General features: G+C 68.1%; 27 protein-coding genes and 1 tRNA gene. 15 read left to right on the top strand and 13 right to left on the bottom strand.

Annotated features, from left to right (window positions below; genetic code table 11):
- Positions 1 to 21 precede the first annotated feature (21 nt).
- Both OVA13_RS06330 and rnd read right to left on the bottom strand, forming a co-directional pair.
- Positions 22 to 97: transfer RNA gene (locus OVA13_RS06330), tRNA-Ala, on the bottom strand.
- A gap of 18 nt (positions 98 to 115) precedes the next feature.
- Positions 116 to 1,225 carry a ribonuclease D gene (rnd, locus tag OVA13_RS06325; protein ID WP_267792942.1) on the bottom strand — a complete coding sequence of 370 codons (1,110 nt, stop codon included), beginning with the start codon at positions 1,223 to 1,225 and terminating at the stop codon, positions 116 to 118.
- 135 nt (positions 1,226 to 1,360) lie between these two features.
- Here rnd and OVA13_RS06320 point away from each other — a divergent pair, with 135 nt between their 5' ends.
- The 5 genes from OVA13_RS06320 (at position 1,361) to OVA13_RS06300 (ending at position 6,146) form a co-directional block, all read left to right on the top strand.
- Positions 1,361 to 3,181, top strand: coding sequence for a formylglycine-generating enzyme family protein (locus OVA13_RS06320; RefSeq protein ID WP_267793464.1), 1,821 nt, complete (start codon positions 1,361 to 1,363; stop codon positions 3,179 to 3,181).
- 17 nt (positions 3,182 to 3,198) lie between these two features.
- On the top strand, positions 3,199 to 4,110 hold the full coding sequence (locus OVA13_RS06315) for a M48 family metallopeptidase (RefSeq protein WP_267792941.1): 912 nt from the start codon (positions 3,199 to 3,201) through the stop codon (positions 4,108 to 4,110).
- Positions 4,107 to 4,643, top strand: coding sequence for an SRPBCC family protein (locus OVA13_RS06310; protein WP_267792940.1), 537 nt, complete (start codon positions 4,107 to 4,109; stop codon positions 4,641 to 4,643). The genes OVA13_RS06315 and OVA13_RS06310 overlap by 4 nt, the downstream gene beginning before the upstream one ends.
- 165 nt (positions 4,644 to 4,808) lie before the next feature.
- Positions 4,809 to 5,162 carry a VOC family protein gene (locus OVA13_RS06305; protein ID WP_267792939.1) on the top strand — a complete coding sequence of 118 codons (354 nt, stop codon included), beginning with the start codon at positions 4,809 to 4,811 and terminating at the stop codon, positions 5,160 to 5,162.
- A 540-nt stretch (positions 5,163 to 5,702) separates the two neighbouring features.
- Positions 5,703 to 6,146, top strand: a complete 444-nt coding sequence (locus OVA13_RS06300; RefSeq protein WP_267792938.1) for a phage tail protein — start codon at positions 5,703 to 5,705, stop codon at positions 6,144 to 6,146.
- A gap of 3 nt (positions 6,147 to 6,149) precedes the next feature.
- Here the strand turns inward: OVA13_RS06300 and OVA13_RS06295 are convergent, their stop codons facing one another.
- The 6 genes from OVA13_RS06295 to gluQRS all read right to left on the bottom strand — a co-directional run bounded on the left by OVA13_RS06295 (position 6,150) and on the right by gluQRS (position 10,221).
- Positions 6,150 to 6,362 carry a hypothetical protein gene (locus OVA13_RS06295; protein ID WP_267792937.1) on the bottom strand — a complete coding sequence of 71 codons (213 nt, stop codon included), beginning with the start codon at positions 6,360 to 6,362 and terminating at the stop codon, positions 6,150 to 6,152.
- Between the two features lie 396 nt (positions 6,363 to 6,758).
- Positions 6,759 to 6,929 (bottom strand): hypothetical protein, encoded by a 171-nt coding sequence (locus tag OVA13_RS06290; protein ID WP_267792936.1) that lies wholly within the window; start codon positions 6,927 to 6,929, stop codon positions 6,759 to 6,761.
- Positions 6,930 to 6,995: 66 nt separating this feature from the next.
- Positions 6,996 to 7,736, bottom strand: a complete 741-nt coding sequence (gene phbB / locus OVA13_RS06285) for an acetoacetyl-CoA reductase (RefSeq protein ID WP_267792935.1) — start codon at positions 7,734 to 7,736, stop codon at positions 6,996 to 6,998.
- Between the two features lie 91 nt (positions 7,737 to 7,827).
- Positions 7,828 to 8,331, bottom strand: coding sequence for a polyhydroxyalkanoate synthesis repressor PhaR (gene phaR, locus OVA13_RS06280; protein ID WP_267792934.1), 504 nt, complete (start codon positions 8,329 to 8,331; stop codon positions 7,828 to 7,830).
- A 192-nt stretch (positions 8,332 to 8,523) separates the two neighbouring features.
- Positions 8,524 to 9,264 (bottom strand): acetoacetyl-CoA reductase, encoded by a 741-nt coding sequence (gene phbB, locus OVA13_RS06275; protein WP_267792933.1) that lies wholly within the window; start codon positions 9,262 to 9,264, stop codon positions 8,524 to 8,526.
- Positions 9,265 to 9,309: 45 nt separating this feature from the next.
- Positions 9,310 to 10,221: a tRNA glutamyl-Q(34) synthetase GluQRS gene (gluQRS, locus tag OVA13_RS06270; RefSeq protein ID WP_267792932.1), complete on the bottom strand. Its 912-nt coding sequence runs from the start codon at positions 10,219 to 10,221 to the stop codon at positions 9,310 to 9,312.
- Between the two features lie 112 nt (positions 10,222 to 10,333).
- Between gluQRS and htpX the strand changes: the two genes are divergently transcribed.
- Positions 10,334 to 11,215: a protease HtpX gene (gene htpX, locus OVA13_RS06265; RefSeq protein WP_267792931.1), complete on the top strand. Its 882-nt coding sequence runs from the start codon at positions 10,334 to 10,336 to the stop codon at positions 11,213 to 11,215.
- 96 nt (positions 11,216 to 11,311) lie between these two features.
- Here htpX and OVA13_RS06260 read toward each other — a convergent pair whose 3' ends face one another.
- A complete protein-coding gene (locus tag OVA13_RS06260) occupies positions 11,312 to 13,387 on the bottom strand; it encodes an EAL domain-containing response regulator (protein WP_267792930.1) in 2,076 nt (691 codons plus the stop codon).
- A gap of 110 nt (positions 13,388 to 13,497) precedes the next feature.
- Positions 13,498 to 14,517 carry an EF-P beta-lysylation protein EpmB gene (epmB, locus tag OVA13_RS06255; protein WP_267792929.1) on the bottom strand — a complete coding sequence of 340 codons (1,020 nt, stop codon included), beginning with the start codon at positions 14,515 to 14,517 and terminating at the stop codon, positions 13,498 to 13,500.
- A gap of 102 nt (positions 14,518 to 14,619) precedes the next feature.
- Between epmB and efp the strand changes: the two genes are divergently transcribed.
- From efp to OVA13_RS06210, 9 genes are all read left to right on the top strand, one after another.
- Positions 14,620 to 15,186, top strand: coding sequence for an elongation factor P (gene efp, locus OVA13_RS06250; protein ID WP_267792928.1), 567 nt, complete (start codon positions 14,620 to 14,622; stop codon positions 15,184 to 15,186).
- Positions 15,186 to 15,395: a hypothetical protein gene (locus OVA13_RS06245; protein ID WP_267792927.1), complete on the top strand. Its 210-nt coding sequence runs from the start codon at positions 15,186 to 15,188 to the stop codon at positions 15,393 to 15,395. The genes efp and OVA13_RS06245 overlap by 1 nt, the downstream gene beginning before the upstream one ends.
- Before the next feature lie 12 nt (positions 15,396 to 15,407).
- Positions 15,408 to 16,748 (top strand): TRZ/ATZ family hydrolase, encoded by a 1,341-nt coding sequence (locus tag OVA13_RS06240; RefSeq protein WP_267792926.1) that lies wholly within the window; start codon positions 15,408 to 15,410, stop codon positions 16,746 to 16,748.
- A 107-nt stretch (positions 16,749 to 16,855) separates the two neighbouring features.
- Complete coding sequence (gene ubiG, locus OVA13_RS06235) at positions 16,856 to 17,575, top strand: bifunctional 2-polyprenyl-6-hydroxyphenol methylase/3-demethylubiquinol 3-O-methyltransferase UbiG (protein ID WP_267792925.1); 720 nt, start codon at positions 16,856 to 16,858, stop codon at positions 17,573 to 17,575.
- Entirely contained in the window at positions 17,572 to 18,267 is a 696-nt protein-coding gene (locus OVA13_RS06230) for a phosphoglycolate phosphatase (RefSeq protein ID WP_267792924.1), read from the top strand. Before ubiG ends, OVA13_RS06230 begins: the two co-directional genes overlap by 4 nt.
- Positions 18,268 to 18,364: 97 nt before the next feature.
- Positions 18,365 to 19,081: an isoprenoid biosynthesis enzyme family protein gene (locus OVA13_RS06225; RefSeq protein WP_267792923.1), complete on the top strand. Its 717-nt coding sequence runs from the start codon at positions 18,365 to 18,367 to the stop codon at positions 19,079 to 19,081.
- 113 nt (positions 19,082 to 19,194) lie between these two features.
- Positions 19,195 to 20,127, top strand: coding sequence for a GTP cyclohydrolase FolE2 (gene folE2, locus OVA13_RS06220; protein ID WP_267792922.1), 933 nt, complete (start codon positions 19,195 to 19,197; stop codon positions 20,125 to 20,127).
- A gap of 258 nt (positions 20,128 to 20,385) precedes the next feature.
- On the top strand, positions 20,386 to 21,927 hold the full coding sequence (locus OVA13_RS06215; protein ID WP_324288277.1) for a diguanylate cyclase: 1,542 nt from the start codon (positions 20,386 to 20,388) through the stop codon (positions 21,925 to 21,927).
- Positions 21,928 to 21,984: 57 nt separating this feature from the next.
- Complete coding sequence (locus tag OVA13_RS06210; RefSeq protein WP_267792921.1) at positions 21,985 to 22,818, top strand: hypothetical protein; 834 nt, start codon at positions 21,985 to 21,987, stop codon at positions 22,816 to 22,818.
- A 106-nt stretch (positions 22,819 to 22,924) separates the two neighbouring features.
- Here OVA13_RS06210 and OVA13_RS06205 read toward each other — a convergent pair whose 3' ends face one another.
- From OVA13_RS06205 to yidD, 3 genes are read right to left on the bottom strand one after another with little or no spacing between them, the layout of a single operon-like run.
- Positions 22,925 to 23,764 (bottom strand): M23 family metallopeptidase, encoded by an 840-nt coding sequence (locus OVA13_RS06205; protein ID WP_267793462.1) that lies wholly within the window; start codon positions 23,762 to 23,764, stop codon positions 22,925 to 22,927.
- A 5-nt stretch (positions 23,765 to 23,769) separates the two neighbouring features.
- Positions 23,770 to 25,116, bottom strand: a complete 1,347-nt coding sequence (locus OVA13_RS06200; RefSeq protein WP_267792920.1) for a dihydroorotase — start codon at positions 25,114 to 25,116, stop codon at positions 23,770 to 23,772.
- Complete coding sequence (gene yidD / locus OVA13_RS06195; RefSeq protein ID WP_267792919.1) at positions 25,116 to 25,370, bottom strand: membrane protein insertion efficiency factor YidD; 255 nt, start codon at positions 25,368 to 25,370, stop codon at positions 25,116 to 25,118. The genes OVA13_RS06200 and yidD overlap by 1 nt, the downstream gene beginning before the upstream one ends.
- Positions 25,371 to 25,421 lie beyond the last annotated feature (51 nt).

Here is a 25,421-nt window from a genome sequence, read left to right as displayed (position 1 = left end):
TCGCCTGGCCTTTCTGATGTTTGGTGGAGCCAGGGAGGATCGAACTCCCGACCTCGTCATTGCGAACGACGCGCTCTCCCAGCTGAGCTATGGCCCCGGTATGGACGCGGCGATTCTAGCCCGCAGGCGTGGGCGATGCCAAGCCTGCCGGGTTCAGCAACGGCGCCAGCACGGGCTCCAGTTCGGCCCGGCGCCAGCCGGAAAGCGCCGCGGGCCAATCGCCGGATTCCAGCAGCGCTTCCAGGTACCGGCGCGACGCCAGCACGCCATCGGGCAGGCCAAGGTCGGCACTGCGCTGGGACACCGCATCCTGCAAGCGCTTCAGCGCCGCCTTGTCGCCGTCGCTGGCATTGCGGGCCAGTGGCGTGTCGTCTTCGTCAGCCAAGGGTGTGGTGAGCGCCGTCCAGACGGCATCGGCCAGCTTGCGCGGCGCCTTGGGTTGCGCGTCGAACACCTTCTGCAGCGCGGCGCGATCCTCGGGCGGATTGCGCGCCAGTCCCACCGCCAGTTCGTTGTCCAGGATCCAGCTGCGCGGCTTGTCGCTGCTGCGTGCCTGCACGTCGCGCCAGCGCAGCAGGCGGACCAGCCGGCGTTGCGCGCCCGCGTCGAGGAACTGCGCGCTGCGCATGGACAGGTGCGGCCAGCGTTCCAGGTCGTCCTGCGCAGCCAGTTCGACAAAGCGCGCGCAGTCGTCCTGCAGCCATTGCAGGCGTCCGGTGTCGCGAAGCTGGGCCTCCAGCGCGTCGTGCACGGCGAACAGGTAGCGCACGTCGTCGGCGGCATAGTGCAGTTGCGACTCGCTCAACGGCCGGCGCAGCCAGTCCGAGCGCGTCTCGCCCTTTGGCAGGGTGACGCCGGTGATGCGTTCGACCAGTTTCTGATAGCCGATGCCCGCGGCCACGCCGGCCAGGGCGGCGGCGATCTGCGTGTCGAACAACGGCGTGGGCAGCACGCCGCAGGTGAACTTGAACGCCACCAGGTCTTCACTGGCGCTGTGCATGACCTTGGTGATGCTGGTGTCGGTCAGCCAGGGCCGCAGGGCATCGGCCATGCCGGGCGCCAGCGGATCCACCAGCAGCACTTCGTCGTTCACCGCGATCTGCACCAGTGCGAGCTGCGGCCAGTACGTGCGTTCGCGGACGAATTCGGTATCCAGGCCGATGCGGGCCGGGCGGGACTGCAGGTACGCGTCCAGCACGGTGGGGTTGTCTATCCAGTGGGGCACGAAATCTCCGCGAGGTGCGTCGTTTGCTCAGGCAGGGGACAATAGCCTAACGTCGCACGGCCGGGCCACTTTGTCCGTTCAGGTCGGGCGATGGCCCGCCCGACGCACGGAGGTTGTTTGCGCGCGATCCTCAACATGCTGGTGCTGTCCTCGCTGCTGCTGTGCGCCTGTTCGCGCGACGCCGCGCCGACCACGGACGACAGCACGCCCGACGGGCCGGCACGCATGCCCAGCGTGACCGTCAGTGGCGACGACAGCCGTATCGAGGAACTCACCTGGCAGCCGCCCGCCGTCGACCTGGCGGACGAGCCCACCGCCGCCACGCTGCGCCGCGCCGACCAGGCCCTCCGCGACGGGCGCCTGTTCGACACTCCCGGCGATGCCATCCCGCTCTACCTGGCCGTGTTGCGGCAGGTGCCGGACGAGGCCCGCGCAAAGGCGGGCCTGGAGCGCAGCCTGGACCGCTTGCTGGCGCAGGGCGCGCAGGCACTGGCGGTGGCGGAAGACCGCACCGAATCGCTGCGCCGTGCCCGCCAGATCGCCGCGGTCGCGCGGACCGTGTCGCCCGATGACGAGGCGGTGGAAGCCTATCTTGCGCGGGTGGACGAGGTTGAGCAGCTCACGCGGCTGAACCTGGCCAGCGAGCGCGCCCTGCGCGAAGGCAGGCTGGGCGAAAACGGCGGTGGTGCGCTCGCCGGGTTCCGTGAAGTGCTGAAATGGAAAGCGGGACAGCCCCGCGCACGGCAAGGCGTGGCCGCGGTGGAAAGCGCGATGATCCGGCGCGCGGAAGACGCGGCGCTGGCCAGCGATTTCGACACCGCACGTCGCTGGCTGGGCCATGCGGCGAAGGTGCGCGAAGACGCCGATACGGTGGCCGATGCGCGGCAGCGCGTCGAGGCCATCCGTCTTGCGCGCATCGTCGAACTGCGCGACAGCGGCCTGCGCGACGTCACCACGGCAGCGGGCCTGAAGGACGCGCGCGGCAAGCTGGCCGAAGTGCTGCGCATCGCCGAACCGGGTAATCGCGTGGCGGCGGATTTCCGCCAGCGCATCGACCTGGCCACCCACTACGGTCTGTTCCGCCCGGGCCAGGCGTTCACCGATGCGCTGTACCACGGTGGCCGCGGGCCGGAGATGGTGGTGGTGCCGCATGGCGGTTTCCGCATGGGCGCCGCCGACGACGAACCGGAGGCCGCCGATGCCGAAAAACCCGCGCACTACGTCCGCTTCGACCGCGGCTTCGCCATGTCGCGCCATGCGGTGACGGTGGGCGAGTTCCGCCGCTTCGTGGAAGCCACCCAGTACCGACCCCGCGCCACGCGCCGCGGGCACTCCATCGTCTATGACGAGCGCAGCGGCAACTTCGTGCGGCGCAGCGGCGTGGACTGGCGGTCGGACTACGCCGGCGAGCCGGCCAGCGACGACATGCCGGTGTTGCACGTCAGCGTCTACGACGCGGAAGCCTACGCCGAATGGCTGGCCGGGCAGACCGGGCACAGCTACCGCCTGCCCAGCGAGGCCGAGTACGAATATGCCCTGCGTGCCGGCCAGCAGGGCCGCTACCCGTGGGGCAACGCACAGCCGCCGCGCGGCTTCGGCAACCTCACCGGCGGCAACGACACCTCGCCCGGCGGGCGGCACTGGAACAACGCCTTCACCGGTTACGGCGACGGCTACTGGGGGCCGGCGCCGGTCGGCCGTTTCCGCGCCAACGCCTGGGGCCTGAAGGACCTGGGCGGCAACACCAGCGAGTGGGTCGCCGACTGCTGGCACGCCAGCTACCGGCGCGCGCCGGCCGACGGCGCGGCGTGGTTCAATCCCGGCTGCCGCTCGCGCGTGGTCCGCGGCGGTTCCTGGGCCAGTTCGCCGGCGCATGCGCGCGCGGCGTGGCGTTCGTCCTCGGATTCGGATATGACTAATGCGCGGGTGGGTTTCCGCGTCGTTCGCGGCATCTAGCCGCCAGGGAGAGGGTGATGAGGCAAGATCCTTATGGACGGTCCGGTTACGGGCAGCAGGGTGGGCAGCGGCGTGGCCTGTTCGGCAATGTGCGCTGGCTGATCCTGCTCGGCTTTGCCGGCTACGCGGCGTTCTACTGGTTTTCCAACCGCGTGGAGGACCCCTACACCGGCGAGAAGGTGCTGATCGACGGCTCCATCGGGGTGGAGGAAGAAAAAGCCCTCGGCCTGCAGGCCTACCAGGAAATCCTGTCGCAGGAACAGCCGGTGGACCCCAACTCGCAGATCGCGCAGCAGGTGCGCGGCATCGCCCAGCGGCTGATCAACAAGATCGGCGTGGTGGAAGCCGAGATCGCCGCCGAGCACGGCCTGCAGCCCAGCGGCCACTGGAAGTCCTTCGACTGGGACGTCAACGTCATCCAGTCCGACCAGGCCAACGCCTTCTGCCTGCCGGGCGGCAAGATGGCCGTCTACACCGGCCTGATCCCGGTCGCGCAGAACGCCGATGCGGTGGCGGTGGTGATGGGGCACGAGATCGCCCACGCATTGCTGCGCCATGGCGCGCAGCGCATGTCGCAGCAGAAGCTCACCCAGATCGGCCAGATGGCCGGCGCGATGAGCGGCATGGACCCGCAGCAGCAACAGATGGTGATGGCCGCGATGGGTTACGGCTACCTGCTGCCGTACGCGCGTTCGCACGAGACGCAGGCCGATGAAGTCGGCCTGATGCTGGCGGCGGCCGCCTGCTTCAATCCGCAGGAAGCCGTGCCGCTGTGGCAGCGCATGGGCGAAGCCAGCGGCGGGCAGGCACCGCCGGAATTCTCTTCCACGCATCCCAATCCGGGCACCCGCATCCAGAACCTGACCGCGCTGATGCCCAAGGCGATGGCGTACCGCCAGAAGTTCTGCACCGAGCCGGGTGCGCCATGAAGGCGCTGGTCCTGCCCCTGCTGGTCATCGCGATGGCGCTGGCGCCGCACGCGCAGGCCGAGATCAAGGACATGAAGCCCAACGGCTTCACCCTGGAGAATACGCAATGGGTGCCGGTGGACGCGCAGACCGCCTACGCCTCGCTGGTGAAGGACGTGGGCCAGTGGTGGCCCGCCGACCACAGCTGGTGGGGCGATGCCTCGAAGCTTTCCATCAGCGACAAGGCCGGCGGCTGCTTCTGCGAGATCAACGGCGCGCAGCAGGCCTGGCACATGACGGTGACCTTCGTGGACCCCGGCAAACTGCTGCGCATGACCGGTGGCCTGGGCCCGCTGCAGGGCATGGGCCTGGATGGTGCGCTGGAATGGCGCTTCGTCGAAGAGAACAACGGCACCCGCATCACCCTGTGGTACCGCGCCGGCGGTTACACGCCGGACGATCTGGGCAAATTCGCACCGGTCGTGGACAAGGTGCAGGGACAACAGCTGGGCGGACTGGCGGAGCATCTGCGCAAGCGGGCCGGTGCGCGCTGAGCGCGCGGGCGGGTGGCCGTGAACGATTCAACGATGCCGCTTCGCTATGCGGCCTGGTTGGCGCCAGGTGCCTTTGGAAGATGATCGCAAACTCGTAGGAGACACTTTCCTTTCGTGCCGAGATCTCCCTCGCACGATCACCGCCGCATCCCGGAGTCGTTGTCCATGTCCCACATCATCCCCATGCAACCCGTCCGCCACCTGCCGCGGGCGATCGCGTTCTACGAACAGCTGGGCTTCGCGGTGGAAGACAGGCGCGACGACTGGGGCTGGGCGAAGCTGCGCTGGGGTGACTGCCGGGTGATGCTGGACCAGTCGATCAACGCGGCCAGCGATGCGCCGCGTGTCGCGGTGCTGTACCTGTACCCCGACGACCTCGAGGCCTTCCATGCACGGGCGCGTGCGAACGGCCTGGACGCGCCCGACCTGGACACCACGTTCTACGGCATGCGCGAGTTCCGTATCGATGATCCGGACGGCAACCGCTTGTGGATCGGGCAGGCGTCCTCAACGCCGTGACAGCGTCCCCGTAGCCCGGGTAAGGCCGCAAGCCGCACCCGGGGCTGCACGGGTGGGATGCCTCCCGGTGCGTCTTGCTTGCCGGCGCGATGCGACGCTGCACGGCGCGGCGCGGATGGCATTCCGAATGCCATCGATGGGGCTCCCCGGTGCCGTGCTTCTCACATCGAGCCTTGCAGATGGCTTCCGGAAGGCGAGCGGATGGCATTCGGAAACCCATTGATGGGGCTCCAAGCCCCGTGCTTCTCACACTGAGCCTGGCAGATCGCTTTCGGAAAGCCATGGGATGGCATTCGGAAACCCATCGATGGGGTTCAGATCGCCGCACTTCTCACATTGAGCCTTGCAGATGGCTCTCGGAGTGCGATGGGATGGCATTGCGAAAGCCATCGAAGGGTATCTGCGCCCTGCGGCAGGGTGTTGCAGCGCCGTCATTGCAGCCGGATGCCTGTCCGCTGACCGCCAATGACCCCGGCGAGCGTTGGAAGAGGAAATCGGCGGCATCCGCTGCCTTGATTCCCTTCCCACACGGACCCTGCCATGGCCCAGCTGCGCGAACGTCCCTATCCCGGCATGAACTTCCTCGTCGACCTCGGCACGGGTGACGACGGCCCCGGCAGTGGGGTAGCCGAGGTGGTGTTCCCCGAGGCGCGCCTGCAGCTCAACGAGTACCGCAACGGCAACGACAAGGCCAGCGAATCGATGAAGCTTTCGACGCTGACGCACTACGACGATCTGGTGCTGCGCCGTGGCGTGACCGGTTCGCTGTCGTGGTACCAGTGGTGGAGCGAAGCGCGCGACGGCGGGGATGCGCGACGCGACATCAGCGTGACGCTGCTGGACGAGCAGGGCAGTGCGGTGCTGCGCTGGCGCTTCCTGCGGGCGCGTCCGGCGGCATATCGCACCTCGCCGATGGATGCGGCGGTGGCGGAGACGCTGTTCGAAACGCTGGAGATCGCGTTCGAGCGTTTCGAGATGGAGTAGTGGTCAGTCCGTATCGCGCGGCGGTTCGCGCAGGTATTCCAGCACGAAGCCGATAACCAGGCCGAGCAGGATGCAGCCGAGGGCCATCGCGGCGGACGAGGGCTCCCTGCCGGTCATGAAATAAAGGGCAATGCCGGCGCCGATGCCGAGCAGGGGTGGCACGACCAGCCGCGGCGCATCCCACAGGGCGCTCACCAGATAGGCAACCAGCTCCATGACGGTCTCCCGAAGGCCGGCGGCCGGTCAGCGCGCCGACGCCGGTGTCGGGCAGTGCTCGGAAGCGCCAGTTTCGTACATCTGCAGTGTCCATCGACCTGCGTCGAGCTGGTAACGGCGCGTCGTCCGCACGGTCCCCTCGCACTGGACGAGCACCACGCTGGAGCCGGGGCCTGCGGCAGCGAGCGGGATCTTCTCGGTGCAGCCTACCTCCACGCAGCGCGGGCCGTCATGCCTCGCGGAAGCGGACGTGGTGCAACCCCCCAGACCCGGCAGGACCACGATCAGCAGAAGAACGAACGAACGGGAACCGCGCATGCGTTGCCCTCCGGCGCGCCACGTGGCGTGGCCCGGCGACGTTATCGCCTTGGCCACGCACGGACAAGCGCAGGGGTCTCAGAGTTTGCTGAAGACCGTCGCCGCGATCAGCAGCACGAACCCGGCCACCACCAGCCAGAACGCGTGCGGGGCCAGCACCGGCACGTAGCCGAACTTCGCGGCGATGCCGCCGCTGCCCAGCAGCAGGGCGATGAGCCAGACGCCGAAGGTGGGAGGGGTCAGTTTCATGGTGATTCCTCGGGGAGATTGCGTACGGATTCGCGTGGGTGGAAGCAGGGCGGACACGCCGCCCGGTCAGAAGCTCATGAACAGCCCGCCATTGACCGGCAGGTTGGCGCCGGTGATGTAGCCGGCATCGTCCGCGGACAGGAAGGCCACCGCGCGGGCGATGTCGCCGGGCTGGCCGATGCGGCCCACCGGCACCGAGGCGACGGTGCGCGCGCGCACGTCGCTGGGCATGGCCTGGGTCATCGGGGTTTCCACGTAGCCGGGCGAGACGCTGTTGACGGTGACGCCCTTGCTGGCCACTTCCCGCGCCAGCGCCATGGTGAAGCCGTGCAGGCCGGCCTTGGCCGCGGCGTAGTTGGTCTGGCCGAAGTTGCCGGTCTGGCCGCTGACCGAACTGATGTTCACCACGCGCCCGAAGCCGCGCGCCTGCATGCCGTCCACCACGTGGCGGCAGAGGTTGAACACGCTGTCCAGGTTCACCCCCAGCACCGCGTCCCACTGCGCTTTTTCCATCTTGCGCAGCGTGGCGTCGCGGGTGATGCCGGCGTTGTTGACCAGGATGTCCACGGCGCCGTGCTGGTCGTGCACCGCCTGCACGAGCGCGGCGCAGGCGTCGAAGTCGCCGACGTCGGCGGCGGCGAAATGCACGTCCAGGCCATCGGTGTGCTGCTGGAACGCGGCCAGGCGTTCCGCGCTGGGCGGCAGGTCGGCGGCGATGACGCGGCGGCCGCCGAGGGCCAGGGCCTTGCAGATCTCCGTGCCCAGCCCGCCCAGTCCGCCGGTCACCACGGCAATGCGTTGTGTCATGTGGGAATCCCTTGCTGCTTCGCGCGCCGGAACGCGGGTCAAAAAAAGGCCCGCGCTACGGGGCGCGGGCCGGGTTTCACTACGAGAGGGTTCAGCGCGCGCGCGTCTTCGGCGTTTCGCGCGGGGTTTCCTTGGGCTTGACCGTGGTGGGGCGGCCCATGCCACCGGTCAGGTTGCGCTGGAATTCCTGCCACAGCTCCATGTTGCGCTCGGTCAGCTGGTTCATCATGGTCCACGGGGTCTGGCCCAGCAGGCTGCCCATCTGGCTGCGGAACTGCTGCTGCTGCTCCATGAACAGCTGCATGCTGCGCTCGAGGTAATTGCCCATGAAGCCCTGCAGCGAGTCGCCGTAGAAACGGATGATCTGGCTGAGCAGCTGCGTGGACAGCACGGGTTCGCCGTCCTGTTCCTGTTCGCTGATGATCTGCAGCAGTACGGTGCGGGTCAGGTCGTCGCCGCTCTTGGCGTCGCGTACCTCGAAATCCTCGCCGTCGACGATCAGCTGGCGGACGTCTTCAATGGTGATGTAGCTGGAGATCTCCGTGTCGTAGAGACGGCGGTTGGGGTACTTCTTGATGATGCGGATCGCAGCCATTGAGCATTCACTCTAAACACGTATTGGGCCAGCATGACGCAGCGCAACAGCCCTTGCAACTGGCGGACGGCAGGGGCTCCCTGTTCAGGAAGCAGGACAGGTGTTGCAGTGTGGGGCAGGCACGCCAGCGAGCTGGAATGTGAGCGACGGGAAGCGGGGCTTGCCGTCACTCCATCTCGCGTCGGGATGGCTTTACCAGCCCATGTGGTGGCCGCCGTTGATGTCCAGGTTGGACCCGGTGATCCACGCGGCCTGCTCGTCGACCAGGAAGGCGACGGCGTAGGCGATCTCTTCCGGCTTGCCCAGGCGGCCGGTGGGGATGTCGGCGGCGATCTTGGCGCGCACTTCCTCCGGCACCGCCATCACCATGTCGGTGGCCACGTATCCGGGCGAGACCGTGTTGACGGTGATGCCGAGCTTGGCGTTCTCGCGCGCCAGCGAAATCGTGAAGCCGTGCATGCCGGCCTTGGCGGCGGCGTAGTTGGCCTGGCCGTACTGGCCCTTCAGGCCGTTGATCGAACTGATCTGGATGATGCGGCCCCACTTGCGCTCGCGCATGCCGTCGATGACGGGGCGGGTGACGTTGAACACCGAGTTGAGGTTGGTGTTGATGACGTCGCCCCACTGCGTGGCGCTCATCTTGTGGAAGGTGCCGTCGCGCGTGATGCCGGCGTTGTTGATCAGCACTTCGACCGGGCCCAGGGTGCGTTCGACTTCCTTCACCATGGCGTCGGCTTCGTCGGGCGAGGTCACGTCGCCCTTGACCAGTGCGATGTCGTAGCCGTCGGTCTTCATCTGCGCCTGCCAGGCACGGGCCTTTTCTTCGTTGCGGTAATTGGTGGCGACCTTGTGGCCCATGTCCGCCAGCTTCTTGCAGATGGCGGTACCGATACCCCCGGTGCCACCGGTGACCAGGACGACGCGCGATGTCATGTCAATGATTCTCCGGATACCGCCCAAGCCGACGGCCAACCGATTCTAGACAGCGCGTGCGACAGCGGTGTTGTGCAATGCAGCGAAAGTCGTGGAAGTCACTTTGGGCAGGGTTTCCGGCTGGAAATTCGCCGAAGCGGCGGCCATCCAGCCCGACACGGAAGAGAGGCCGGCGACCGCCCCGGGCCGCTGTCCCAACACCTGCCAGGCCGCGGCCAGCGCGGACAGCGGCGCATCGTCGTCGACCGGCAGCGCGGCCATCGACTTGGACAGTTTCTGTCCCTGCGCATCCACGATCAGCGGCAGGTGCAGGTAGCGGGGCGTCGGCAGGCCGAGTGCCTGCTGCAGCAGGATCTGCCGGGGCGTGGAGTCCAGCAGGTCGGCGCCGCGCACGACGTCGGTGATGCCCTGCGCATGGTCATCGACCACCACGGCCAGCTGATAGGCCCAGTAGCCATCCGCGCGGCGGAGCACCACATCGCCCACCTCGCGGGCGACGTCCTGCACGATGCGGCCTTGCAGGCCATCGTCGAACGCGACCTGCGCCGCGTCGTCCACCCGCAGCCGGATGGCGGGCAGGCGGCGGCTGTCGGAGGCGACGCAGCGCCGATGGATGCCGTCCACGGCCGCCAGGTCGGAACGGCTGCAGCGGCAGAAGAACGCGGCGCCGCCGTCGAGCAGCTGGTCCACGGCCTGCTGGTAGGCCGCGTGCCGCCGGCTCTGCCACAGCACCGGGCCATCGGAGACCATGCCGAATGCGCCCAGGGTTTCCAGTTGCGCGTGCGCGGCGCCCGCCACTTCGCGTGGCGGATCGAGGTCTTCCACCCGCACCAGCCACTCGCCGCGGTGATGCCGCGCCAGCAGCCAGCTGCCCAGCGCCGCCACCAGCGAGCCGAAATGCAGGCGTCCGGTGGGTGAGGGCGCAAAGCGGCCGCGGTAGGGGACGGGTCCGGTCATTCGTCAGCAAAGGGGGAAGCTGAATGCAGGTCAGCGATCGCCTTGAATTCTAGCGGCCGCAACCGCAGTTCTGCTGCAACGTCCTTCCCCCAATGTTCGTCGGAGAATCCCCGTGTTCACTCGCATCGCCCTGTTCCTCGCCACCAACCTGGCCGTGATGGTGCTGGCGGGTATCGTCATGTCGTTGCTTGGCGTCAATTCCAGCCAGATGGGCGGCCTGCTGGTGATGGCGGCCGTGTTCGGCTTCGGTGGCTCGCTGATTTCCCTGCTGACGTCCAAGTGGATGGCCAAGCGCGCGACCGGCGCGCAGGTCATCACCCAGCCGCGCAATGACGCCGAACGATGGCTGGTGGCCACCGTGCAGCGGCAGGCGCAGGCGGCCGGCATCGGCATGCCGGAGGTCGCCATCTACGACGCCCCGGAGATCAACGCCTTCGCCACCGGCGCCAACCGCAACAATGCGCTGGTGGCGGTGTCCACCGGCCTGCTGCGTGCGATGAACCAGGACGAGGCCGAGGCCGTGCTGGCCCACGAGGTCAGTCACGTCGCCAACGGCGACATGGTCACCATGGCGCTGCTGCAGGGCGTGCTGAACACCTTCGTCATCGTGCTGGCCCGCGTGGTCGGCGGCATCGTGGACGGTTTCCTGTCCGGCAATCGCGAAGGCGAGGGCCGTGGTTTCGCCTACTACATCATCGTGATGGTGCTGGAACTGGTGTTCGGCCTGTTCGCCACGATGATCGCGATGTGGTTCTCGCGCCGTCGCGAGTTCCGCGCCGACCATGGTGGCGCCACGCTGGCGGGCCGGCAGAAGATGATCGCCGCGCTGGAGCGCCTGTCGCAGCAGCATCGCCCGAGCACGCTGCCGGCGCAGGTGGAAGCCTTCGGCATCGCCGGCGGCATCGGCCATGGCCTGAAGAAGCTGTTCCTGAGCCATCCGCCGCTGGAAGAACGCATCGCCACGCTGCGCGCGCAGCAGGGCACGTTTGCCTGAGCGCTACCATGCGAACCAACCGTCTTGAACGAGAAACCCGCCTTCCGGCGGGTTTCTTGTTTCCTCCCCTGCAGGCGAGGGGAGGGAGCAGCCGGATCAGCTGAAGTCGTAGCTCATCGCCGGGCCGGGCGCAGCCAGGAAGTTGCCTTCCACGTAGTCCACGCCGGAGGTGAACAGGAACGCCATGGTCGCCGCGTCCTGCACGTGTTCGGCCACCGTCATGATGCCCAGCGCCTGCGCGCGTTCGGTGATCTCGCGGATCTTCTGCTGGTGTTCCGGGGTCTTGCCCAGTTCCTCGCTGAAGACGCGGTCGATCTTGAGGAAGGTCGGTTCGAAGTGCGACAGCAGCTGGAACGAGTCCAGGCCCGCACCGAAGTGCTCCAGGCCTACCCGGCAGCCGAGCTTGGCCGCGCCGGACTGGAAGGCCTGCGCCTGCCGCAGGTGGGTGAACACCTTGGCCTCCGGCGTCTGCAGCCACAGGCGCTCGCCGGGTACGTCCAGCGCCGCCAGCTGCTGCGCGATCAGCTGCAGCAGGCGGTTGTCGGCAAACGAGGCCGGGCTGACCTTCACCACCAGCCGCGTGTCGTGACCGGCGCGCTTGCGTTCGGCGAGCACTTCGATGGCGCGGTTCACCACCCAGCGGTCGATCGCGTCCAGCAGGCCGTGTTCCTCGGCGATGCCGATGAACGACTGCGGCGCGACCAGTTCGCCGTTGGATTCCAGGCGCAGCAGTGCTTCGTACACTTCGCCGGGCTCGCCCTGCAGGCTGACCACGGGCTGGTAGTGCAGGCGGAAACTGCCATCGCCCAGTGCTTCCTTCAGGCGGGTGATCCAGCTCTGCACGCGCTCTTCCTCGGCGCGGTCGACCGCGCCGGGGTCGAAGATCTCGAACCGGTTGCCGCCCAGGTTGGTGGCGGTCTGCAGGGTATCCGTGGCGCGCGTCAGCACCTGGCCGACGCTGGCGATCTTCTCGCCGATCTGCACGCCGCCGATGCTGGCCGTCACCGACGCCGAGCGCTCGCCGACGTTGAACACGTGGGAAGCGAACGAGGCACGCAGTTTCTCGGCCAGGGCCGCCGTGTGCGCATGGTTGCCCTGCAGCAGCACGGCGAAGGTGCGCTCGCCGAAACGCGCGGCGGTGGTGGCGCCTTCCAGTTTTTCCGACAGGCGTGCCGCCAGTGCCGCCACCAGGGCGTCGGCCGAGTCGATGCCGATGTCCTGCAGCAGGCGCTGGTAGTGGTCCGGTTCGATCAGCAGCAGGGCGAACTGGTCTTCGCCCCGGGCGACCTGCGCCACCGCGGTTTCCAGTTCGCGCAGGAACGTGGGGCGGTTCATCAGGCCAGTGACCATGTCGCGCTGGCGCAGGTCTTCCACTTCGCGCGCCAGCTCGGGGTCGAACTCCTCGCGGCGGCGGAACACCACCTGCACGCAGGCCTCGCCTTCGTAGGTGGCGGTGGCGAACTCGAGCGTGGCGGGGAAACTGTCGCCGTCCATGCTGCGCGCTTCCAGTTCGAAGCGCGGCGGCGGCGGTTCGCCCTTGCTGAGCTTCTTCAGCAGGGCCTTGAAGTCGTTGACGTACTGCGGGCCGATCAGGTCCAGCAGCGACAGGCCTTCCACGTCCTCGAAGGATTCGAAGCCGAACATCTCAAGGTAGGCGTCGTTGGCCCGGATGTGCATGCCTTCGTGGATGTAGGCGATGGGGTCGCGCGAGGACGAGATCAGCGCGTCGCATCGACGCTCGGTTTCGCGCAGCTGGCCTTCCAGGCGGCGCTGCGAGCGGCGCGCGTCCAGGTCGGACCATTCGCGGCGAAGCACGGCCAGCAGGTGGTCGAACTTGCCGCGCAGGGCGACCGCGCGGGCGCCGGCGGCCTGGTCGGCCAGCAGGTCGGCCTCGGTCACGGCATCGGCCAGCACGATCACCGGGATGTCCTTGCCGCTGGCGTCCACCTGCGACAGCACAGAGGCCAGCGGGATGCCCTTGGCCGCGCGCGACGCCAGGACCAGGTCCATCGGCTGGCCGGCGACCATCTGCTGCAGTTCGGCGGGGTCCAGCGGGCGCAGCGGGCGGACCGCGATGCCGCTGTTGCGCAAGGCGCTGACGACGGCTTCCGCATCCTCGCCACTGTCGTCAACCAGGGTCAGTCGTAGCGTGGTGTCTTTGCCGATCTGCATGCAACGTGTCCGCCTGGGGAGCGCGTTTAATACACGAAAGGGACGTGAAGCGTCCAATGCGGCGGTCGCAGAAGCGCAGGAAAGTCCCGCGCGTGGCGGCAAGCGCCCGGTTACAGGGGGCGCTTGCCGGTGTCGCCCTGGACCTCGCGGACCAGCCGCGGCACCAGGTAGCCGGACAGGCGGGCCGCCAGCGCGGCGTGCAGGTCGCGGGCGCGGTCGTCGTCCACTTCGAAATGCGCCACGCCGGCCACGCGGTCCAGCTGATGCAGGTAGTACGGCAGCACGCCGGCGGCGAAGCAGCGCTCGCTCAGCGCCGCCAGCGCGTCCACGCTGTCGTTGACGCCGCGCAGCAGCACGGCCTGGTTGAGCAGGTGCACGCCAGCCTGGCGCAGGCGGGCAAGGGCGGCATCGACGCCGGCATCGAACTCGTTGGCGTGGTTGGCGTGGATGACCAGCGCAACCGGCCACGGCAGCGAGGACAGCCAGGCCAGCAGCCCGTCGTCGATCCGCTCCGGCAGCACCACCGGCAGCCGGCTGTGGATGCGCAGGCGCCTGAGGTGCGGGATGCCGGCCAGCGCATCGGTCAGTTCGGCCAGCTTGGGCGTGGCCAGCGACAGCGGATCACCGCCGGACAGCAGCACCTCGTCGATGCCGGAGTCGGCGCGGATCAGCGCAACGGCGTCGCGCCAGCCATCGCGCGCGGCGGTTTCCTCGGCATACGGGAAGTGGCGGCGGAAGCAGTAGCGGCAGTTCACCGCACAACTGCCGGTGGCCACCAGCAGCGCGCGGCCCTGGTATTTCTGGATGACGCCGGTGGCCTTCTTTGCCGCTGCGTCGCCCACCGCGTCCAGGCCAAAGCCGGGAACCGGGCGCATTTCATCGTCCAGCGGCAGTACCTGGCGCAGTAATGGGTCGGCGGCATCGCCGTGCCGCATGCGGGCGACGAAACCCCGCGGTACCCGCAGCGGGAACTGGGCGGCGGCCTCGTCGGAAATGCGTCCGGCCAGTGCCTCCAGCCCCAGCAGCGCCAGCAGCTCGCGCGGATCGCGCACGGCATCGCGCCACGCCTGCTGCCACCGGGGCGGCGTCAGGGGGGCAGGCTGTCGGGGGCTGGGGGCAGCGGTTATCATGTCGGGCCAGAAAACAAACACCCGCCGGTCGCGGCGGGGTCCCCAATTCTAACCGGCCGGCCGCCCTGTGCGGCGGGTTCGCCACACCCCAGGAGTTCCAGCATGGCCAGTTACGGCATGAACGACGTCAAGAACGGGATGAAGATCCTGATCAACAACGAACCGGCAATCATCAGCGACACCGAGTACGTCAAGCCCGGCAAGGGCCAGGCCTTCACCCGCGTGAAGTACCGCCTGATCAAGAGCGGCCGCGTGCAGGAAATCACCATGAAGAGCACCGACTCGGTCGAGGCCGCGGACGTGGTGGATACCGACATGCAGTACCTGTACACGGATGGCGAGTACTGGCACTTCATGCAGCAGGAAACCTTCGAGCAGGTGCAAGCCGACAAGGCCGGCATGGGCGGCGCCGAGAAGTGGCTGAAGGGCGAGGAAGACTGCGTGGTCACGCTGTGGAACGGCAACCCGATCCAGGTGACGCCGCCGAACTTCGTCGAGCTTCAGATCACCGAGACCGACCCGGGCGTCAAGGGCGATACCGCCGGCACCGGTGGCAAGCCGGCCACGCTGGAAACGGGCGCGGTCGTGCGCGTGCCGCTGTTCGTCGGCCAGGAAGAAATCATCAAGGTCGACACCCGTACCGGCGAATACGTCAGCCGCGTGAAGTGATGGAACAGCTTGCGCTTTATCTTGGCGTCTGGGCTGTCGGCGTACTGATCGCCGGCCTGGGCGTGATGATCTGCTGGAACCTGACCCTGCCGCGGCTCTTTCCCAGCGTGCCGCGGCTGGGCTACGGCCGCGCGCTGGCCCTGATGCTGCTGTGCTGGCTGCTGTTCGGCGCCGGCGCCATCGGACTGACGTATACCCTGGGTTTCTGACCACGAGGCACCATGAGCGACCGCACCCTTGACGCCTGCGACCTGTTGATCGAAGCCGGCTTCGTGGTGCCGGTGGTGCCGCACGGGGTGGTGCTGGAAGACCATGCCGTCGCCGTCCGCGACGGCCGGATCGTCGCGGTGCTGCCCATCGGCGAAGCGCGCGCGCGCTTCCAGCCCCGCCAGGTGGTCTCCCGCCCCGAGGCGGCGCTGATCCCGGGGCTGGTCAACACGCATACCCACAACCCGATGACGCTGCTGCGCGGTGTCGCCGACGACCTGCCGTTGAAGGTGTGGCTGCAGCAGCACATCTGGCCGATCGAAGCGGCGGTGATCTCGCCGGATTTCGTCGCCGACGGCATCAGCTTGGCCATCGCCGAGATGCTGCGCGGGGGCACCACCTGCGTCAACGAGAACTACTTCTTCCCGGACGTGCAGGCCGCCACCTACAAGCGCCACGGCTTCCGCGCGCGCGTGGGCCTGCCGGTGATCGATTTCCCAACCGCGTGGGCCAAGAGCGACGACGAGTATTTCGAACGCGCGGGCGAAGTGCACGACCAGTGGCGCGATGACGCGCTCATCGCGACCGCTTTCGCCCCGCATGCGCCGTACACGGTCAACGATGCCAATTTCGAGCGCGTCCGCATGCTGGCCGACCAGTTGGACCTGCCGGTGCACCTGCACCTGCACGAGACCGCGCAGGAAGTGCAGCAGTCGCAGGAACAGTACGGCCAGCGCCCCATCGCGCGGCTCGACCGGCTGGGTCTGTTCAACGACCGCCTGATCGCGGTGCACATGACCCAGCTGACCGACGCCGAGATCCACCTGTGCGCCGAGCGCGGCGTCAGCGTGGTGCATTGCCCGGAGTCGAACCTGAAACTGGCATCGGGCTTCTGCCCCGCCTGCGCGCTGGAGCGCGCAGGGGTGAACGTGGCCATCGGTACGGACGGCTGCGCCAGCAACAACGACCTGGACATGTTCAGCGAAACCCGCACCGCGGCCCTGCTCGCCAAGGCGGTGGCGCAGGACGCGGCCGGCTTCGACGCCGCCACCGCGCTGCGGGCGGCCACGCTGGGCGGCGCCAAGGCGATCGGGTTCGACCATCTGGTCGGCTCCATCGAGCCGGGCAAGCAGGCCGACCTGGCCTGCGTTGACCTGTCGGCGCTGGAAACCCAGCCGCTGCACCACGTGATCTCGCAGCTGATCTACGCCACCGGCCGCCAGCAGGTCACCGACGTGTGGATCGCCGGACAGCCGAAGCTGGCGCAGCGCGAACTGGTCGGCATCGACATGGCGGGCGTCCTCGCCAATGCACGGCAGTGGCGCGAACGGATCGCCGGCATCCGCTTGTCCTGACGTCTGCGGGCCTCTGCACCGTCTCGCGCCGCGCCGCGAGGCGTGGACTGCCGGAAACAGACCCCGGGTGAAGGACGGTAAAGCCGGCGTCGCCCTACAATAGCGGCATGACGACCACGACCTCGCCCGACGAAGGCAACTTCCGCCAGGAAGAACTCGACAAGTTCGGTTCGCTCGCCCATCGCTGGTGGGATACCGATGGCCCGCAGAAGGCGCTGCATGCGCTCAATCCCGTGCGACTGCAGTACGTGCGCGATCGTGCCCGCCTGTCCGGCGTTGCCGCGCTGGATGTGGGCTGTGGTGGTGGGTTGCTGAGCGAGGCGCTGGCGCGCGAAGGTGCGCAGGTCACCGCCATCGACCTGGCCCCCGAACTGGTCAAGATCGCCCGCCTGCACAAGCTGGAGTCGGGCGTGCAGGTGGACTACCAGCTGCGTTCCGTCGAATCGCTGGCAGAAGAGCGTCCTGGCAGTTTCGACGTGGTCACCTGCATGGAAATGCTGGAGCACGTGCCGGATCCGGCTTCCATCATCCGTGCCTGCCACACGCTGCTGAAACCCGGTGGCCGGCTTTTCCTGTCCACGCTGAACCGCACACCGGCCGCCTTCGCACTGGCCATCGTCGGCGCGGAATACATCGCGCGCCTGCTGCCCAAGGGCACGCACCACTACCAGGAATTCATCCGCCCCTCCGAACTGGCCGGCTGGCTGCGCGAGGCGGGATTCCAGCTGGAGGACGTGACGGGTCTGGCATACGAGCCGTGGCGCCACCGGGCGCGGCTGTCGTCGCGCACCGACGTCAACTACCTCGCCAGCGCGGTGAAGGCATGAGCGCGGCGGCATTCCCGCGCGCGGCGCTGTTCGACCTGGATGGCACGCTGCTGGACAGCGCGCCGGACATGCTGGCCACGGCCAACCGGATGCGCGCATCACGCGGCATCGGCGCGATGACGCTGGAGGCCCTGCGCCCGCACGTGTCCAAGGGCGCGCGCGCCATGCTGGCCGCTGCGTTTCCCGACATCGCGCAGGAACCACGCGAAGCGATGGTGCCGGAGTTCCTGGCGGTCTATCAGGAGGAACTGGGTCGCCACAGCGTGCTGTTCGACGGCGTGGCGGACATGCTGGCTGCACTCGAGCGGGCCGGCAGCGTGTGGGGCATCGTCACCAACAAGCCCGAATACCTGGCGCGTGACATCCTGCCGCAACTGCAATGGCAGACGCGCTGCGCGGTGCTGATCGGCGGCGACACGCTGGCCGAGAAGAAGCCGCATCCCTTGCCGTTGCAGGTGGCCGCCGAACGCATCGGCATCGACATCGCGGCGTGCGTGTACGTCGGCGATGACGAGCGCGACATCCAGTCGGCGCGTGCCGCCGGCATGTCGTCAATCGCGGCGTTGTGGGGCTATCGGCAGGCGCATGAAGAGCCCGCGCAGTGGCAGGCGGATGTCATGGTCGAGCTTCCTGAGATACTGATCGAGCCGGCGGCGTGGCCCGTGGTCCAACGCCCCGTGGGCGCGACGTAAGTCGCGAACGGCGGGAGGCGTCGTGTAGCACGATGCCATCGCGAAACTTTTCCCTGCATCACCGTCGCGACTGACGTCGCTCCCACCGCCGAACCCCATGTCCGATTCCCCCGCCCTCGACAGCTTCCTGGAAAAATGGCGTGCCCGCTGGCCGGAGTGGTCGGTGGCCGAGATCTTCGTGCCGGTCGAGCGTCGTGAGCGGGCGGTGGCGTGGTTCGCGCTGCTGCAGGAGTTCGAGGACGCACTGAACATCGCCGGTGATCCGTTGCCTGCCGACGCCAAACTGGCGTGGTGGAGCGAGGAATTGCGTGGGTGGGCAAACCAGCGTTCGCGCCATCCGCTGGGAAGGACGCTGGAACCGGTACGTGCGCCATGGACGCGCCTGGCGGACGCGTTGCCCATCCTGCCGGCCGCACGTGCACAGGCGGCGGATGCGGAGGCCGCGTTCGCGGCCCTTGCCACCCACGCCGATGCCGTGGCGGCCGTCGAGGCTGTCGTATTGGGGCGCCCGGTACCGGCGCAGGCGATCGCCGCGCAGATGCTGGCGGGGCGGCTGGCCGATGTCGGCCCCGCCGTGGCACCGGTCGCCGTTGCACAGCAGGCGGGGCAGGGCGAACACGCGCTGCTCCGCCACTGGGGCCGCATGCTGCAGCAACGATGGGGCAGTCCGCGTCAGGGCGCACGCGAGCGGCGCATCGTCGGCGCGTACGCACAGGCGCGGCTCGCCCGCTTCATCAAGGCGGGCGAACCCTCCACGCTGCCGTCGCAGGCAGCCCTGCTGTTCACCGGATGGCGCGCCGCACGCGGCGACTGAAGGCGCCGTGGATCGCTGCGATAGTAGCCGCAAACCGACGTAACGGACTGTTTCATCTGGTGATTCGGGGCAGGGCGTACAATGCACACCATCCACTCCCCCCGTGCATGACGATGTCTTCCTCGCTTCCCCAGGCGCCCCGCGCCGACCTCCCCGATGTCGCCCACCAGCGCGTGCCCCTGGCGCGTCCACTGGACTGGGTGGGCATGGAGAACATCGCATTGCCGGTCCGCATCACCGATGGGCAGGGCGGGCAGTTGCAGGTGGCGGCCAGCATCGATCTGTCGGTGAACCTGGCCAATGCCGATGCACGCGGCATCCACATGTCGCGCCTGTACCTGCAGTTGCAGGACGGGCTGGCGCGCGAAGCCATCACGCCCGCAGGCCTTCGGCACCTGCTGCAGGACAGCGTCGCCTCGCAGGCCGGCCTGGCCACGCAGGCGCGCCTGAAGATCCGTTATGAAGCGCTGCTGCAGCGGAAGGCGCTGGAAAGCGACTACGCCGGCTGGAAGCGGTACCCCGTCGAGATCGACGCCACGCTGGTCGACGGCCATCTGCAGTTGGCGCTGTCGTTCGCCGTGGAGTACTCCAGCACCTGCCCGGCGTCGGCCGCGCTGTCGCGGCAGGCCAATGCCGAACGCTTCGCCGAGGATTTCGCCGCCGCGCATCCGCTGTCCGTGAACGTGGTGCACGACTGGCTCGCCTCCGAGCGCGGCCTGGCCGCCACTCCCCATGCGCAGCGCAGCCGCGCATCGGTGCGCGTCGAGCTTCGTCCGCAGTTCGACGAACTGCCGTTGGTCCCGCTGATCGATGCCCTGGAAGCCGCGCTCGCCACCCCGGTGCAGACGGCCGTCAAGCGCGTGGACGAACAGGCCTTCGCCCGCCTCAATGCGGAAAACCTGATGTTCTGCGAGGACGCCGCCCGTCGCGTGGCTTCCGTGCTCGCCGGTGATGCCCGCATCGCCCGCTACGACGCCACCGTCGCCCACTACGAAAGCCTGCACCCGCACGACGCGGTGGCTCGCGTGAGCGGCAGCAACGACTGATCGATCGCGGCCGGCCCTCGAGGGGCTACCCCGCGCTGTCTGCATTGCCCGCCGCCGGGGCGAGACACCGTTCTCACATTTCCCCTGGCATCCGTTATGCTCAGGCGCTGACCGGACGGCGGAATGGATATGGGGAATCCACGGCGCCGGGCCAGGTGGTGGCCTGTCTGGCTCTGCCTGATCTGGTGGGCTTTGCCCGCGACTGCACAGACGCTTTCATTGTCCCGGCTCGCCGACGACGCGCCGGCGGAGCATGTCGTGTCCGGCCAACGGGATGCCGACTTCACGCCCTCGCCGCAGGCGGGCGTGATCTTCCAGCAGGATTCCGCACCGCGGTGGTGGCGGGTAGTCAGCGATGTTGACGTGCCTGCCAGCCTGCAGCCGCACCTCGTGGTGCAGGCGCCGTACCAGAACACCATGACGCTGTGGGTTCCCGGAGCTCCGCCGATGACGCGCTCCCTGTTCGGCGAACACGCCGACATGGCCTTCTCGGCACGTGCACTGGTATTTGCCCTGCCTGGTGGCCTGCGTGCGGGCCAGCCGGTGTATCTGCGCGTGGCATCGGTGGGCGGCACGCCGATGCCGGTGTCCATCCAGCCCCTGCATGGGGTGCACCGCCAGGATCTGGAACACGTGGCCTGGCGCGTGATGGTGCTCACCGCGATGGGAGTGCTGGCGGTACTGGCACTGGGCTTCTGGGTAGGGCTGGGTGAACGCAGCTACGGGTTTCTCGCGCTGACGCTGCTGTCACAAGCCCTTTTCCTCTCGCTGGCGGGGGGCGAGCTGCGCAGCATCGAAATCCTGGGCCACGCGCTGGGTGACGATCCACGCATGGCGCGGGTTGCCGGCATGCTGGCGGTGATCGCGAGCAACACGTTCCTGGGCTTCTACCTGGAGCTCTCGCGGAAGCGCCCGCTGTTGAAGCGCGTGCTCCGCACCTGCAACGCCCTGCTTGGGGTACTGCTGCTGGCCTCGCTGTTCAGCACGGACACGGTGATTCCACGCGTGGGCAACGTGGTGCTACTGGTGGCAACCCTTACCGTGCTGTTGGCCTCCGTGCTCGGCACGTTGCGAAACGAGCGGCAGGCGTTCTTCCTGCTGCTGTCCTGGCTGCCCATGATGCTGCTGACAGCAGGGCGGGTGGGCGAGCTGTTGGGTTGGTGGGTAGGGCCGCCGTGGCTTGTCCACGCCTTCCCGCTGGGGTTTGCGTTGGCCGGCCTGGTACTGACCGTCGGCCTGGCGGACAAGATGCAGCAGCTGCGGCGCGACCGCGACCGCGCCAGCAGGCAGGCCGCGCAGGACACGTTGACGGGAGTGTTGTCGCGCACCGCGATCATCGAACAGCTGCAGCGCGAAGTGCAGCTTGCGCATGCGCAGCGGCTGCCGCTGTCGGTGGTGTTCTTCGACATCGACCATTTCAAGCGGATCAATGACGAGCATGGCCACCTGGTCGGTGATCAGAGCCTGCGCCTGATCGCGGTGCGCACGCGCGGAAAGCTCCGCAAAGATGACTTCCTGGGCCGTTACGGCGGCGACGAGATGCTCGTGATCCTGCCAGGCACCGAGTTGGCCGACGCGCTGACGGTAGCCGAACATCTCCGTGCTGCGGTCAACAACCGGCCCTTGAGCATCGACGGCCGGGTCATCGACGCCAGTCTCAGCCTGGGTGTCGCCCAGCTCGGCACGGGCGAGACGTTCGAACGCTTGCTGGAGCGCGTGGATACCGCGCTGTATTCAAGCAAATCTGCCGGTCGGGACCGTGTGACCGGCAACCTTTTCCCTCAGACAGGAGATGCGTGAGTGAACCAGGAACAGGCACCACCGACCGCCGTGGGTTTCCCGCTGGATCAACTGCAAGTGGGCGATCTGCTGTTGATGCTGGGCAAGAGCGAGCTCTCCAAACTGATCGCCTGGTTCGGCGACAGCCGTTACAGCCACGTGTCGATGGTGTCCGAGAACGGAATGCTGATCGAAGCCATCCGTCCCGTTGCCGCAGAGAGCCCGCTGTCGAAGCGGCTGGCCGAAAACGGACCCGTGGTCCTTGTGGATGCCTACCGTTCGCTCGCGGCGGACGGCTCGCCGTTGTCCGGCGAAGACCGCGCGGCCGTACTGCGACACGCACGCTCGCTGCTGGGTACGGTATTCGCGCAGGATGAACTGGTGATGGTGGGCTTTCTGGTGGCATTGCGTGGCAAGCCGCAGCATCTCCCTGCGTGGCTGCGGTGGGTGATCCACCAGGCCACCGAGCACGCCATCCGCCAGGACCCGGGCAAGATGATGTGCAGCGAATTCGCCTACCGCAGCTTTGCCGATTGCGATGTCAGCCCGCCCGGCCGACTCGCCCGCCCCATCGCGATGGGCGAGCCCAGCGACCTGCCTTTCCCGGAGATCGATTACGCAGGACTCCAGAAAGAAGTGAGGGAAATCCTTGGCTTCAAGGCGCATGACAACAAGGCCTTCGAAGCGGGCGAACAGCTTGGCGAGGCGGTCGACCTCGATGCGGATGAGCAGGTGCTCGACGACGCCATCGCTGCCTTGAGAGCGCAGCTCGGCGTGGACGCGGACGTCGCCGACGCGCCCAACGCATTGAAGGCCGAAGCATGGACGCCGCCGCGACCCAATCCAAAACTCGTGCGCCCGCGTGATCTTGCGGACAGCATCGCCAGCCGGTTCCTGGGGAAGCTCAAGTAGCCGTGGACAGAAATGCCCGCTGACGGCAGCGCGGAGCGGTAAACCAGCGCGGGCGTGGCGCCGGGCGGCGGCTGAGGCTGTCGCCCGTGCGGCAAGGCATGGGCGCTTACTTGCCGCGTTCGAGCACCAGCAGCGGGTCGATGCGCACGTCGAACCAGTTCATTCCCCAATGCAGGTGCGGTCCGGTGGCGCGCCCTGTCGCACCGACGGCGCCGATCACCTGGCCAGGCTCCACCCGATCACCCACCTTCACGTCGATGCGGGACAGGTGCAGGAAGTTGGAGCTGATGCCATGGCCATGGTCCAGCAGCAGCGTACCGCCGGTAAGGTAGAAGTCGGGTGCGGCGAAGGTCACCACGCCACCGGTGGGCGCCTTCACAGGCGTGCCGTTGGGGGCGGCAATATCCATGCCGGAGTGACCCGCGCCAGGCTGGCCGTTGTAGACGCGGGCGTTGCCGAAACGTCCGCTGATGCGTCCCTGCACCGGCCACTGGAAGGGCAGCGCGAAATCGCTGCGGTCATCGTCGCGCACGCGCGCGGCCGTCACCTGTGCCTGCTCGCGCTTGATGCGCTCGGCGATGTCCGGCGGCGGATCGACGGTCTTGGGCGGCACGCCATTGACGTGCTCCACCGGCCAGTCGCGTGCGGTCACGGTGATGGTGACCGCCTCGCTGCGCCCGGATGGCGTGGTCACGGTGAGGGTCAATGGACCCTGTTCGTCGCGGCCCACGCCGAACGCCACGGTGCCATAGGCCGTCGTGCGCAGCTGGCGCTCGCCGTAGCGCACTGCGCTGCCGGACGGCACCTTGCCGAACACCAGTGCGCCCTGCGAGACGCTGGCCGGAAACACGCGCTCTTCCGGCGCGACGGACGATGGCGCGGATTCCTGCGCGGAAAGCAACGGTATCCAGCCCACGCACACGGCCGCCAGCAGGGCCGCCACCATCACCTTCAACGTGCGAATTCCAGGCGCTGGCCGTTGGGCGTGCCGACCAGGTGTTCGCCGTTCCAGACCATGCGGCCGTTGACCCAGGTGGCGCCGATGCGCGAGCGGAACGTGCGGCCCTCGAACGGCGACCAGCCCACCTTGGACAGCACGTCTTCGCGCTTCACGGTGAAGGGCTCGTCGTCGATCAGCACGAGATCGGCGAAGTAGCCTTCGCGCAGGTAGCCGCGCTCCTTGACGTCGAACAGCTGCGCAGGGGCGTGCGCGAACTTCTGCACCACCCGCGCGATGTCCATGCGCTTCTCGTGCACCAGCTCCAGCGCGGCGACCAGCGCGTACTGCACCAGCGGCAGGCCGGACGGGGCTTGCACGTACGGCTTCTCTTTTTCTTCCAGCGTATGCGGCGCATGGTCGGTGGCCAGCACGTCGATCACGTCGTCCACCAGTGCCTTGATCAGTGCTTCGCGGTCGCTGGCATCCTTGATGGCAGGGTTGCACTTGATCAGGTTGCCCAGCGCCGCGTAGTCCGCGCGGTCGAAGCGCAGGAAGTGGATGCAGGTCTCGGCGGTGATGCGCTTGCGCGCGCCATCCGCATGCACGAGGGGCCCCGGCGTGAACAGCGCCAGCTCGTCTGCGGTGGAGATGTGCAGCACGTGCAGGCGGGTGCCGTGCTTGCGCGCCAGCGACATCGCCAGGCGGGTGGACTTGATGCAGGCCTCGCGGCTGCGGATGTCCGGGTGGTGCTCGGCACTGAGCGCATCGCCGTACCTGGCCTGGAACGCCGCCAGGTTGGCATCGATGGTCGGGGTGTCTTCGCAGTGGGTGATGATCGGCGTGGGCGCTTCGCGGAAGATCGCGTCCAGCGTGTCCGGGTTGTCGACCAGCATGTTGCCGGTGGAGGCGCCCATGAACACCTTGATGCCCGGGGCGGTCTTCGGGTCCAGCGTGCGGATCGCCTCCAGGTTGTCGTTGCTGGCGCCCATGTAGAAGCCGTAGTTGCCCCAGGCGCGGCCCTTGGCGCGCTGGTACTTGTCTTCCAGCGCGGCCGCGTCCAGCGTCGGCGGACTGGTGTTGGGCATGTCCATGAAGGTGGTCAGCCCGCCCGCGACGGCCGCGGCCGATTCGGTGGCCATGTCGCCCTTGTGCGGCATGCCGGGTTCGCGGAAATGCACCTGGTCGTCGATCATCCCCGGCAGCAACCAGCGACCGGCGGCATCGATCACGGCCTCGTCGCCCTGCGGGCGGATTTCCGCGGCGATGCGCGAGATGCGGCCGTTCTCGATGCGCAGGTCACCCTCGGTGACGCGGCCTTCGTTGACCAGGCGGGCGTTGACGATGACGGTGGCGGGCATCAGTGGGTTCCTGGAGGTTGGGCGGGGGTAGGGGTGGCGCGGGCCGGGACGGGGTCATGGCCGCCCGGGTGCAGCGGATGGCAGCGGCCTATCCTGCGGATCGCCAGCCAGCCCCCTTTCATCGGGCCGAACCGGCCGATGGCCTCCATCGCGTATTCCGAACAGGACGGCACGAAACGGCAGCGGGGCCCCAGCAGCTGGCTGATGAAGCGCTTGTAGCCCTTCAGCAGGAGGATGAGCAGGCGGCTGAACATGTACCGATGATACCCCGTCGGGTTGCCGCTGCCCGCCGGGTAGGCTATAAA

The sequence above is a fragment of the Pseudoxanthomonas sp. SL93 genome, assembly GCF_026625825.1.
Lineage (GTDB): Bacteria > Pseudomonadota > Gammaproteobacteria > Xanthomonadales > Xanthomonadaceae > Pseudoxanthomonas_A.
The sequence above is the reverse complement of the archived record's forward strand: the minus strand, read 5'-3'. Positions and strand labels throughout refer to the sequence as shown.

What these genes read in the sequence shown, in the direction of transcription:
- folE2 (WP_267792922.1), top strand. Translation starts at nt 19,195, where the DNA reads ATGTCTTCCTCGCTTCCCCAGGCGCCCCGCGCCGACCTCCCCGATGTC.
- OVA13_RS06230 (WP_267792924.1), top strand. Translation starts at nt 17,572, where the DNA reads ATGAGCGCGGCGGCATTCCCGCGCGCGGCGCTGTTCGACCTGGATGGC.
- OVA13_RS06205 (WP_267793462.1), bottom strand. Translation starts at nt 23,764, where the DNA reads ATGGTGGCGGCCCTGCTGGCGGCCGTGTGCGTGGGCTGGATACCGTTG.
- OVA13_RS06290 (WP_267792936.1), bottom strand. Translation starts at nt 6,929, where the DNA reads ATGAAACTGACCCCTCCCACCTTCGGCGTCTGGCTCATCGCCCTGCTG.
- phbB (WP_267792933.1), bottom strand. Translation starts at nt 9,264, where the DNA reads ATGACATCGCGCGTCGTCCTGGTCACCGGTGGCACCGGGGGTATCGGT.
- phbB (WP_267792935.1), bottom strand. Translation starts at nt 7,736, where the DNA reads ATGACACAACGCATTGCCGTGGTGACCGGCGGACTGGGCGGGCTGGGC.
- phaR (WP_267792934.1), bottom strand. Translation starts at nt 8,331, where the DNA reads ATGGCTGCGATCCGCATCATCAAGAAGTACCCCAACCGCCGTCTCTAC.
- gluQRS (WP_267792932.1), bottom strand. Translation starts at nt 10,221, where the DNA reads ATGACCGGACCCGTCCCCTACCGCGGCCGCTTTGCGCCCTCACCCACC.
- OVA13_RS06315 (WP_267792941.1), top strand. Translation starts at nt 3,199, where the DNA reads ATGAGGCAAGATCCTTATGGACGGTCCGGTTACGGGCAGCAGGGTGGG.
- ubiG (WP_267792925.1), top strand. Translation starts at nt 16,856, where the DNA reads ATGACGACCACGACCTCGCCCGACGAAGGCAACTTCCGCCAGGAAGAA.
- OVA13_RS06305 (WP_267792939.1), top strand. Translation starts at nt 4,809, where the DNA reads ATGTCCCACATCATCCCCATGCAACCCGTCCGCCACCTGCCGCGGGCG.
- epmB (WP_267792929.1), bottom strand. Translation starts at nt 14,517, where the DNA reads ATGATAACCGCTGCCCCCAGCCCCCGACAGCCTGCCCCCCTGACGCCG.
- OVA13_RS06200 (WP_267792920.1), bottom strand. Translation starts at nt 25,116, where the DNA reads ATGCCCGCCACCGTCATCGTCAACGCCCGCCTGGTCAACGAAGGCCGC.
- OVA13_RS06310 (WP_267792940.1), top strand. Translation starts at nt 4,107, where the DNA reads ATGAAGGCGCTGGTCCTGCCCCTGCTGGTCATCGCGATGGCGCTGGCG.
- OVA13_RS06320 (WP_267793464.1), top strand. Translation starts at nt 1,361, where the DNA reads ATGCTGGTGCTGTCCTCGCTGCTGCTGTGCGCCTGTTCGCGCGACGCC.
- OVA13_RS06240 (WP_267792926.1), top strand. Translation starts at nt 15,408, where the DNA reads ATGAGCGACCGCACCCTTGACGCCTGCGACCTGTTGATCGAAGCCGGC.
- OVA13_RS06300 (WP_267792938.1), top strand. Translation starts at nt 5,703, where the DNA reads ATGGCCCAGCTGCGCGAACGTCCCTATCCCGGCATGAACTTCCTCGTC.
- efp (WP_267792928.1), top strand. Translation starts at nt 14,620, where the DNA reads ATGGCCAGTTACGGCATGAACGACGTCAAGAACGGGATGAAGATCCTG.
- OVA13_RS06260 (WP_267792930.1), bottom strand. Translation starts at nt 13,387, where the DNA reads ATGCAGATCGGCAAAGACACCACGCTACGACTGACCCTGGTTGACGAC.
- OVA13_RS06245 (WP_267792927.1), top strand. Translation starts at nt 15,186, where the DNA reads ATGGAACAGCTTGCGCTTTATCTTGGCGTCTGGGCTGTCGGCGTACTG.
- OVA13_RS06295 (WP_267792937.1), bottom strand. Translation starts at nt 6,362, where the DNA reads ATGGAGCTGGTTGCCTATCTGGTGAGCGCCCTGTGGGATGCGCCGCGG.
- OVA13_RS06225 (WP_267792923.1), top strand. Translation starts at nt 18,365, where the DNA reads ATGTCCGATTCCCCCGCCCTCGACAGCTTCCTGGAAAAATGGCGTGCC.
- yidD (WP_267792919.1), bottom strand. Translation starts at nt 25,370, where the DNA reads ATGTTCAGCCGCCTGCTCATCCTCCTGCTGAAGGGCTACAAGCGCTTC.